The following is a 10,304-nucleotide window of genomic DNA, read 5'->3' on the forward strand; positions in this document are numbered from 1 at the left end:
ACCCCTAGCGCGTTTTGGGTACATATGTATATAATTGGTAATATTTTTCATCTTTGGTAGAACCACGGTATATTTTCCATTTACCGTTCTACCATTTTTCCGTTATATATTTCGGACAGGTCTAATAAAGATTCATGCAATTGAATATTTTGACCCAGAAGTACAATGCGTTTTTCAGTTGGTTTGAGACGATGGTACAAGTTCTTGACCCTGGTGAGAACTTCCCAACTTAATTGCAGGGAGTTTTTACCCACAAAGGGGTGAACGTCTCCCAGAATGAAAACCCCATTCCCCTCAAAATTGCTGATGTACTCGAATACATATATTAAAGGGTCAGCGTGGGGAGGCTTTTTATAAGTATCAACTGATTTGAATACCAGTCCACCGTCGTCAGCAATTAGACATTGTTCTAAGCTGGATACTCCTAAATTCCAGAAATACACAGGACTATTGAGTTTGTCCATGACTTCAGTAGTTAACCATTGAATAATGGTCGCTTCTTCAGGGGAGAGAACCTCTAAAGCCACAATGGGTATTTGAGAGTCAATGGTGGTAATTAAGTTTGATAATTTCATGGTTGTGAATTTTGCTCAGGTACGGGATAAAGTTCGTTATGAGTGGTGACAAGATGTACAACTACTTCGTAAGCTTCGGCATCACTGTTAAAGGCTTCAGTAACTCCAGAAGACTGTGGATGAGCAATAGCGGAAATTAGGGCATTAACTAAAGTGCAAAGTCCCTCAGTATTTCCTTTGATAATTACTGGTTGTCGCGCTCCTTTTGAGGTGTAAATATGGAGCATGGGATATTCTTCGGGTAGTTCACTCATGGAAAGATGGGGGAATTTTGTTGATTCCCCCTGTGAAGATTTACTGATGTAGTCGGTGTTGATGGGTATTAGTGGTGCGAACTTGTTGTTGAGATTCTGGTTTGTAAGTGCGATCGCCTACTATCCCCAAAGCTTCCTCAAAAGGTTGAGTTGCTTCTATACAGGACAATCCCTCAAATCCCTCGGCTTCTATTTTTACTTCACCTGCACCAGCATCAAAATGTATCAATATTGCCCGTTCCATAAACTATCTCCGTACTTGTTGAGTTTGTTGATGTGCTGAGAATGCAAGACGCAAGGTATGTACCTGACCCGTCGTTTCTTCTGTGATGGTGCATTCTCCTAACCGTTCTTGTAACTGCTCTGCTTTAGCGCGAACCATGTTTTTACCGTAGGCTTGCATGAGGGTATGAGAAAAGAAGTTTTCTCCCAGTCGGGGTACTGTTTCATAAGCATCGTGGATGATTTGATACACCCCTGCTTCTTGCTCCCACATAAACCCGATATCTGCGCGGACATTTAAAGTAGAACCGGGAACAACAATCTCAGCACTTTTGCCTTCGGAGTCGTCGTAATAACCTTTTAGCAGTTGTGGTTTTTCATGAACTTGGACGGTAAGCTGCAAATCTTGTAGAGCTTTTACCAAACATTGATGGTTGGTTAATTTTGTGGTGACAGTTGAAAAATGTGACATTTATTTACCTCTAGTTACTGCAAATTGGCAAGTTAATATGGTTGTGATAAACAGGAAAACAGTTGCTATCCCTTCTCCTTTTGATTGCGTAGCAAGATGGGGGGAGGTGTATTGTTTTCATCTACACCTCACACATTGTTTTGCTCAGGGATGATACAGATAGGTTTTTGGCTGTTTTTCCTAGCGGAGTTTAAGAGACATAGCTGTAGCTTTGGTTAAACCCATACCTTCATCGCTGGCTAATCTTTGCAGATGACGCTGTTCATCCATGAGTTTGGAGTAAATTTCGTCCATTTTTTCCTGCAATTGAGAACGTCCCTGTGAGTCAAGCCTTTTAGCATCCACTGAAGCGGTTTCGAGGATTTCTTCTAGATGAGTCATCATTTGTCCAAGACTGCTTCCCGCTTCAAAACTGGCGTTACCCAAAAGCATTTGCACTTTCTTGAAATGGCGTTCCATTTTCTTTTTGAAGTTAACCGGTTTGCGTCCTGGTTCCCAGTTGCTCAAATCTTCGAGTAATTGCGCTGCTAGTTGTTCACCACCTGCGATCGCTGATTCTCTGAGTGTTTGTTCTAAATTTCTGTCATAATGTTCGATAAATCTAGTGATTTGTTCTAAACATTCAGCTTGTTGTTCTGACAATTGCTCACTAAGAGCGGGAATAATCACAGGACGACCAATTACTACTTGTAAATAGTCTTCTAGTTCTTCTACACAGGGAAAAGCTTTCACTAAATTATGCTTAACTTCTTGTTGTTGTTCTCCAGATAACTGCCAAGCATTGAGTGAGAGGAATTTATCAATCCGTTCTTGGTAATCTGCGAAACCTTCCTCATATTCTTCTCTGAGTTGAGTTCGTAAAGTAGGAGCAATATGATCTCTAATTTCGATTAATTGACTCCAAACTATTGGTGCTAGGTCTATGGAACAAATCCAATCACCGTTGTCATAATTCATCCATTCTTGGACTGATGCAATTTCTTGTCTAAGTTTGTTTGCTGCTTCATCTAAAGCTTTGAAAACTTTGATGCCTTTTAAACCAACTTCTGAACTTGTGACTTTTACTAAGTCGGATTCTTGTTCATTTTGAGAAGATTTGAGAACGTCTGCCCATTTTGGAGCATTGCTTTTGGTGGTTTTCTTTAACTGAATTTTGAACCGGATGCGTGTTTTGTTTAGTTTGGAGAAGTTGTATCTTTCAACAACAGCGTTTTGGAGGAAGGTTTCATTTGAGTTGGGAAGCACTGCTTGTAGCATATTGTTTTGGAAGTTAAGTTGTTTACTCCCAGAAAAGCGTTAGCTTTAAATTGATAGCTACAACCCAAATTTTGTTGAAGTTATTATAATTTCAACAGCAAGATTATGGTTAAAAAAATAGTATATTTTAACCAACCATAAAAATTAATTCTTTTAATTTGGAAAAAGCTATTTTAGGTTCTTCGGTACTTTTTATGGAAAACCCAGTTTAAAATCATTGAAAGCCTTATTGTGTCGGCATTTCATTGGAAATATTGGCATTATAGTTTATAATCCTTGCCCCGTAAGGGTTTTGTGGTAATCAATCCTCAACCACCATAAAATCTACGCAAGAACCCTATTTTATAACTGGCAGAAGATAAAGATTATTGCAAGCAGTAAGATTCACAAACAAATCCTCAGTAATATTGATACCACGTTTCTGACACTCTACCAGGAACAAACAAAAACTTTCTAACTTTGCTAAAGTTTCACTCATCCCATCTAAATATTCAGCGATAGCAACTTGCTCATAAACCCAAGATTCTCCCCAATGAGAATATCTCTCAAGCATCAATTCTACTTGTGCTTTATTAATTATTTCATTGATGCGGTTATTTTTGATCTTTCTGTCAATGGGAGATATACGCGCGATTCGCTTTACCCTCTCTGTTGAAATATGTTTCGATAGATCTGGTATACCAAATCTGTAAGCTGTTGCCAACTTTGGCTCAAATTTGCCTTTTATTAGGACTGCTGCCCATTTTTCAACAATGGACTTGTAGCACTTAATATCATTAGTAAGTATTTGAATTGCATCATCATAACGTCCAAGCCTTGCTAGCAATTGGGCTTTAGTCATTAATGCTATCACCCAACCATTGATTGATAGATCAGCGGTTAACAATGATGCAGTATCTAAAGATGCTTCCACTCTAGTTGCTTGATCTAAAAGAGTACCTCTGACTTCTTCTGTGGTTCGGATAGTATCTCTAGTAGACTTATCTCCAAATAGAAGATAGTCTTGGATAGTGGCGTTTAACTTTACCAGCATTTGAACTAGTAAAAGTCTGTGTATTTCATGAAGCGCTTTTTCAAGACGTTTTTGACGTTCATAACTATTCTGTGCCAGCAAGCACAAATATGATAGTTGCCCTGAAATACCATCAAGTTTGTTATTTAAATTCTTAAAACCAGTTTCGACTTGCTCTTGTATGTCACTCAAAGATTTTTGAATTTGATTCAGCTTATATCCCATATATGCGAAACCAGCAACACTTACACCAAGGTTAATAACGCTTGCAGCGGCTGCAATTTGAGATACTTGTAGTATAGAAGATAATTGGTTAGTAGCAAGTGAAGAGTAACCGTTATATGTATCAGAAATTACAAATATTTTTTCTGGACTAATAGGTTGATACTTGCCATCAGGAATAGGAATTTTATCCTCATTAAGTTTATTTATAACTTCTCCACACAAATCTATTATGTCAGTAAAGTTAAGTTCATCTTGAGGCTGATTTGATGATGATTCGCCCGAGTTTAAAAGTTTTTTTGAAGGTGCTTCCTGAAGTTTTTGGGTGATTTCTGGAGGCTCAACAATAAAGTGAGTTATCGCAAGAGATGAAGTTCTACGAATAGCGCAGCCGTAACGTTCAAGCGTCCCATTTTTTAATCCTTCAATAACTTCCGACTCTTCAATTACGAGTTTTTCAATCTTTATTTTTTTTGAATCGTCCATCATAAATACTAAATACCTAAATACTTTATGAGTATAACCGAATGATTATAACCGATAAACTTCTGTCTGGGTATATGAAATATCTGGAAGTCTTTGAGAGACATTTGCTCTAGGTCTAATTTTAGCAAGCCATTGAAAAGCTGCTAAACGCGCAGAAAGTTTCTTGTTCTCCTTAAAACCAGGATGAAGCTCGGATTCTTTAAACTCAACCCAAATAAGGTGAACATCAAAAGTAGATTCAATATCTGGAGAAGTATTTTCTTGTGAAGAAATCCATCTCTGATTTAATTGCGTTCTCGAAAAATCAGAGCTTTTACCTGCCCATAAAGCTTTGGTTGCCCTACATAAACCATCACTAATCTCAGGAGTAATAAAACCAGAACGTTTAATATTATCAATAATATTTTGGTGAGAAACATTGACCACAAATACTACTGAAAAATTTTGATACTGAATTGCTTTACCTTTAGGTGTCTGTGGTATTGTCACCCCAGACAAATTGTTAGGCTGTTTACAGCTTTGGTTAGCAGGTTCATCGTTCACTGTTCCTGGTTGCTTAGATCCAGAAGCTTTATTTCTGATATAGATACCATATACCAGAACGGATGCGATGATAAAGAAGCCGAAACACAAAAGCAAATAATTGGATAAAAATACAGAAACCTCTTGAGAATTCTGTCCCTTTTGCTGTTGCAAGTTCAAGTGTTCTAAATCTAAAAATTTTTCCATTACTTGTCGGTAATTTTGCTGGATTCTTTTGTCTTGGGGAATAATATTATTCACTTTTGTTCTGACTAAAAAAAACGTTTGTTCACATACAGTTTTTGCTTGTTCTACATCTTCTTTATCAATATCCTCGCAAAGTCCAAGAGTATCAATCCAAAAATCTATAGCTATTTCAAAATCAATAATTTTATTACGTTTGGCATAATAATCCGCTGTTTGACTGGCTTGTTTACTTAATTCTTCGTTAAATGGCAAATTGTTCATAATATCAGTATGTTTTAAGTGCTTTGTGTTGATTCTTTCAATTCATCCCGAGTTTTGGAAACTTCAAAAATTACAGTTTCAACCTCACGCAAATTCTGCTCAGTTTGAACAGATTTAGTCCTGATATTTTCTATTTGCTCATTTAAAGAACGTTTGATTAAAAATTGGGTAGAATTAACTGCTCCAGAGAAAGATGCTGATAAACTTTTCAATATGCGTTTAATCCAATCGTTGAGTTCTAACCACATTCCATTTTCAGCGTCATAAATACCATTCTCCCATTCATCAGCTAGAGCTTTGCCGTTAGGAAGTTGAATTGTCTTGTATCGGTACCCATCTACAAACCGAAATTGCTTTTCTACTTTTGTATCAACTTTGGTCAGCCAAAGAACAAACCATTTTCTTTGTTTCTCAATTACTGTGCGTGTTTCATATCTGGTTTTAGTCTCAACAGTTTCTTTTACTTGTGGATATCCAGGGAGGCGAAATAAATTATCAGGCAAATTCAAAGACACGTTATCAATTGAAATTTCAAGTTTTGAGAAAACAGTATCAGTAAACCCAAATGAAGGTGCGAAGTTTTCACAAAACCTTTTATAGTTAACCTTTTGTTTTTCGATGATACTACCTACTCCATTACTAAGTTCAGAAGCTTTTACCTGCATCAGGAAATTAGCACGTGCTTGTAATACATCTCTGACTGAATCAAATAATTGCTTGGTTACTCTTTCCACACTCTCAAAAATTTCATCAACTCCAGGCTCAGAAGCAGGAATTCTTAATTCCCAAACATCTGATTTCTCTTCTAACTTGTATTTCGTTTTTAGCAGTAAAATTTTCCTACTGTACTCATCGTAGGCTCTGGCAACTTCTTTTGCTAAACCTTCAATAACAACTTCAGATAGCATATCTTCTAGATCATCACGAGACTGTGATAAATCACCCTGAAGAAAGTCTGAAATTGGTTGAATAATATCACTAATTAAATCAATTTTAATATTGGACATTGTTTCATCAAGGTTAGCAAAGCCTTCACCAAGTTCCTTTAATGAACTAATGGCTGTTTTCCAATCTGGCTGCTGAAGTTTATTTATTGCATTTTCGAGATTACTTAAAAATAACTGTCCATCTTTTTCAACTTTGGCAATTAGGTCGAGGGCAACATTATCTAATTTTTTAATTTCTTCCCTTGCTTTTTTCTCAGAATCTACTTTTCGCGTCTCTATAACACTTTTAATTTGTTCACAAAGATTCTCATGAATTTGAAGAAACTTGAAGATAGAAGGTCTAATAACTATTTCTGGAAAAGATGTTGTCAACCTATCTTGAAGCTGCTTCCATAACTCGTTTCCGCCACTCCAATCCAAAGCATATAAAAGTATTTTCTTTAGTTCTTCTATTTCAAGACTTGAAGAATTATTCCTAAGTTTTCTTTTAATTTTTAAAAACCATTCTTCTAAATCACCGTTATCTTTGTACTTTGTTTCAAGAAGTGATGCACAATCTGTGAATATGGCTTGTAATAAAGTCGACTGTACTTCAGAAGAGGTACTTGGCTTGCCTTCAAAGGGTACAGGTCCCCAAGCACATTGTGCATAGTATAAGAGCCTAGCACTAAACGGTAGTATGTCAGGATACGTACTAAGATTAAGTATAGTTCTTATTTCTTCCTTGAGTATATTAATGCGATCCTCTAGTGGTTGGTCATCAATAGCACTGTGGGTATCTACTCTGTTAAGAATAAAAATCATTGAATCAGTTTTACCAGATAAAGATTCAACAACTTGCTTTAATTCTTTGAGCAAATTGGCTCGATTATCCTCATCTGTTTGCAGATAGTCTAAGGATACTAAGCAAAATGATCTAGATACTTTGGTTTGGATAATTGCTAAATTGGTTTCATCTTTGACCGATTTTAATCCCGGTAAGTCTATAAACTCAACTCCAAAACTATCTGATAAACCTAGCAATTCTTTATGAGAATAAGGTAAAAGTGAGCCTTTCACTACAATATCAGGAGCGGTAATCTTCTCACGTGTTTCCTTGCGAACCCTGTGATAAAGACCCATTATTTTTTTCAGTTTGTTATATCCCACATTCCGCACCCTCAACTGTCACAGATCAAAAAAGCCATTAAAGTAGTACATAATAACTAAAGGTAACTTAAAAGTTAAGAGGCTTAATGAGAGTAAATAGCATTAAGCTGGGTATGGAGTGAGAAAGTGAAACTTCGTAACGGGACACAGAGAGAAGATTCAATAGGAAAAAAATGAATTGATAACAAAACAATAAATGAGAAAATCACAACAGAAGTAATAGAGGAAGCTGTTGTGAAATTAAAACCTCAAGAAATAGAAATTCAGAACATAGACCATCTAGGGATAGTAGCAGGAATAATAGACGCGATAGGAATAGTAGAAATAATAAATGAATTAATAGGAGTCGAAAAAGGCGAAAAAGTAAATGCAGGTCAAGTAGTAAAAGCCATGATAATAAACGGGTTAGGATTTGTTTCTAAACCCTTATATATGTTTCCCGAATATTTTGAAACAATAGCCTGTGAACATCTAATAGGAGCAGGAGTAAAACCAGAATATCTCAACGACGATAAACTGGGGAGAGTCATGGATAAACTATTTATAAAAGGATTAGATACAATCTTTTTTATCATTGCCTTAAAAGCAGCACAAAGATTTGGAGTATCACTATCAACCTCACATCTAGACTCATCATCAATGCACGTACATGGGCTGTATAACACTAGCTTACCAGAAGTAATATTTGAGAGTCAAAAAGTAGGAGATAACCAAGAATTAGAAGAATTAGCAGTAAAATCACCCAAAGAAATCACCATCACCTATGGTTATTCTCGTGACCACAGACCAGACCTAAAACAGTTTATCATAGAAATGATATGTTCAGGAGATGGAGACATCCCCATATTTTTGAAACTAGCATCAGGAAATCAAGCTGACTCATCATGCTTTGGTAAAATAGCAGTAGAATATCAAAAACAATTAGAAGTTAATAGTCTCATCGTTGCTGACTCGGCTTTATATACAGAACCAAACCTAAAAATGATGTCAGAATTACGCTGGTTATGTAGAGTACCATTAAGCATAAAAGCCGCAAAATCATTAATATCAACAATCCCAGAATCAGAATTTATTGATAGTACAATACCAGGATATAAATTAACATTGAAAACAGAAAATTATGCAGGAATAGAACAAAGATGGCTAGTAGTGCAAAGTCAAGAAAGAAGAGAATCAGACCTGCGTAAGCTCACCCAAAAAATTACCAAAGCAGAATCAAAAGCTGTACAAGAATTGAAAAAGTTATCACAAGAAGAATTTGCTTGTGAAGCAGATGCTATCAAGGCATTATCAAAATTATCAAAACAGTTTAAATATCACCAAATTAACGAAAGTAAGGTTACTCAAGTCAAATCTAAGACCAAAGATTCTCCACAAGAAATATCTTACCAAATATCAGCTACAGTTTCCGAAGATGAAAGTAAGATTAATACAGAATTGCTGAGTGCAGGGCGGTTTATTATTGCTACGAATGTTTTAGATTCAAAGGAACTTAGTGATGATTCTATGCTCAGTGAATATAAAGCCCAGCAGTCATGTGAAAGAGGGTTTGGTTTTCTCAAAGACCCATTATTTTTTGCCGACAGTATTTTCCTCAAAAGTCCTGAAAGAATAGAGTCTCTGGGAATGATTATGGGTTTATGTCTACTGGTTTATACTTTGGCTCAACGTCAAATTAGAAATGCTCTAAAAGAGTCTAAATCAACCATTAAAAATCAATTAGGTAAAGCAACTGACCGCCCTACTTTACGCTGGATTTTTCAATGCTTTCAGTGTATTCATTTGGTTACACTCAATCAGGAGGAACATATTTCTAATTGGAATAAAGACAGAGATTTTATCTTGCGTCTTTTACCAGATGATTGTTTACGTTACTATCAATTATTCACCTAATTATTATCTCTATTAATTTAATTTCTATGAGTGAAAATGAGCTAATTTCTTTGATTTATAGCTCAAGTTTACTATGTCTACAATTTTGTTTTTTGCTTCAACTTATTAGTCTAATTTATAATCTCTATCTTAAATATCTTCTTTTATTTATCTATTGACTCCTCTTGGTAGTATTCATTCTTATTGCTCCTTATTGAGAATGGGTTTTGATGGCATTTTTGGTATTTTTCTTTTTCAACAATGTATTTTTTCGCTAATATGTGATTTTTTAGGCTCAGTTTCCTTTCTTATTTCCGTAATTTCTCTATGTGCCAGATCAGGGTGCGGAATGTGGGTTATATATATCCTTATCTTCAAGATTTTCCCATGTACCTGTTTCCCACTGGCAATCTTGGGTTTCGTGGACAGTTAACGTATTCTTCAAGTCATATTCAATTTTAAGAACTCCTCCACTCATTTCAGATGCTTCTATAGGAGCAATTCTTCTTCCAGGGTAAGAGCATCTCAATCAGGCTTGACATAAGGGCTTTTCGGAATCTAATGTAGAGTCAATGAAACAAGAACTGAGAACTTGAATCATGTAATCGTTATCCATAGCAGTGCGTTTCATTTTTTGTCGAAGAGTACGTTTATAAGTTTGTTCACGATTAAGAGCATTGAGAGCAATGCGTCGTAAAAGAGCAAAATTTCGGGGGCTGTTCCAAGAGCGAATACGACAAGAATCCTCAGCAAAAGTACAATCAAGAATCCAGTGAGCTTGGTTCTCAATTCCCCAACGTTTACGGATGGCTCGACCTAAAAGTTGAGCATCACTGGGTAAAGAAG

9 protein-coding genes and 1 pseudogene are annotated in these 10,304 nt (G+C 36.0%); 1 reads left to right on the top strand and 9 read right to left on the bottom strand.

The window, feature by feature from the left end:
* Positions 1-116: 116 nt before the first annotated feature.
* The 8 genes and pseudogenes from FFR48_RS21060 to FFR48_RS21095 form a co-directional block, all read right to left on the bottom strand.
* A pseudogene (locus tag FFR48_RS21060) lies at positions 117-575 on the bottom strand (Ycf46 family AAA ATPase); the annotation flags it as partial.
* Positions 572-829, bottom strand: a complete 258-nt coding sequence (locus FFR48_RS21065) for a hypothetical protein (protein ID WP_137668724.1) — start codon at positions 827-829, stop codon at positions 572-574. The gene FFR48_RS21065 and the pseudogene FFR48_RS21060, both read right to left, overlap by 4 nt.
* Before the next feature lie 40 nt (positions 830-869).
* Complete coding sequence (locus FFR48_RS21070) at positions 870-1,073, bottom strand: DUF2997 domain-containing protein (RefSeq protein WP_137668725.1); 204 nt, start codon at positions 1,071-1,073, stop codon at positions 870-872.
* 3 nt (positions 1,074-1,076) lie between these two features.
* The gene (locus FFR48_RS21075) at positions 1,077-1,523 is read right to left on the bottom strand and encodes a DUF1257 domain-containing protein (protein WP_137668726.1); all 447 of its coding nucleotides are present in this window, start codon (positions 1,521-1,523) and stop codon (positions 1,077-1,079) included.
* Between the two features lie 180 nt (positions 1,524-1,703).
* Positions 1,704-2,780, bottom strand: coding sequence for a hypothetical protein (locus FFR48_RS21080; protein ID WP_137668727.1), 1,077 nt, complete (start codon positions 2,778-2,780; stop codon positions 1,704-1,706).
* A gap of 337 nt (positions 2,781-3,117) precedes the next feature.
* Entirely contained in the window at positions 3,118-4,503 is a 1,386-nt protein-coding gene (locus tag FFR48_RS21085; RefSeq protein ID WP_137668728.1) for a hypothetical protein, read from the bottom strand.
* Between the two features lie 42 nt (positions 4,504-4,545).
* Positions 4,546-5,490, bottom strand: a complete 945-nt coding sequence (locus FFR48_RS21090) for a hypothetical protein (protein ID WP_137668729.1) — start codon at positions 5,488-5,490, stop codon at positions 4,546-4,548.
* A gap of 14 nt (positions 5,491-5,504) precedes the next feature.
* The gene (locus FFR48_RS21095; protein ID WP_137668730.1) at positions 5,505-7,586 is read right to left on the bottom strand and encodes a P-loop NTPase family protein; all 2,082 of its coding nucleotides are present in this window, start codon (positions 7,584-7,586) and stop codon (positions 5,505-5,507) included.
* A 234-nt stretch (positions 7,587-7,820) separates the two neighbouring features.
* On the opposite strand from FFR48_RS21095, the gene FFR48_RS21100 reads away from it, so the two are divergent.
* A complete protein-coding gene (locus FFR48_RS21100) occupies positions 7,821-9,479 on the top strand; it encodes an IS1634 family transposase (RefSeq protein WP_137668731.1) in 1,659 nt (552 codons plus the stop codon).
* Between the two features lie 508 nt (positions 9,480-9,987).
* Here FFR48_RS21100 and FFR48_RS21105 read toward each other — a convergent pair.
* On the bottom strand, positions 9,988-10,304 hold a 317-nt coding region (locus FFR48_RS21105), incomplete at its 5' end, for a transposase (RefSeq protein WP_137668732.1).

This window comes from Sphaerospermopsis reniformis, assembly GCF_005402885.1.
Classification (GTDB): domain Bacteria; phylum Cyanobacteriota; class Cyanobacteriia; order Cyanobacteriales; family Nostocaceae; genus Sphaerospermopsis; species Sphaerospermopsis kisseleviana.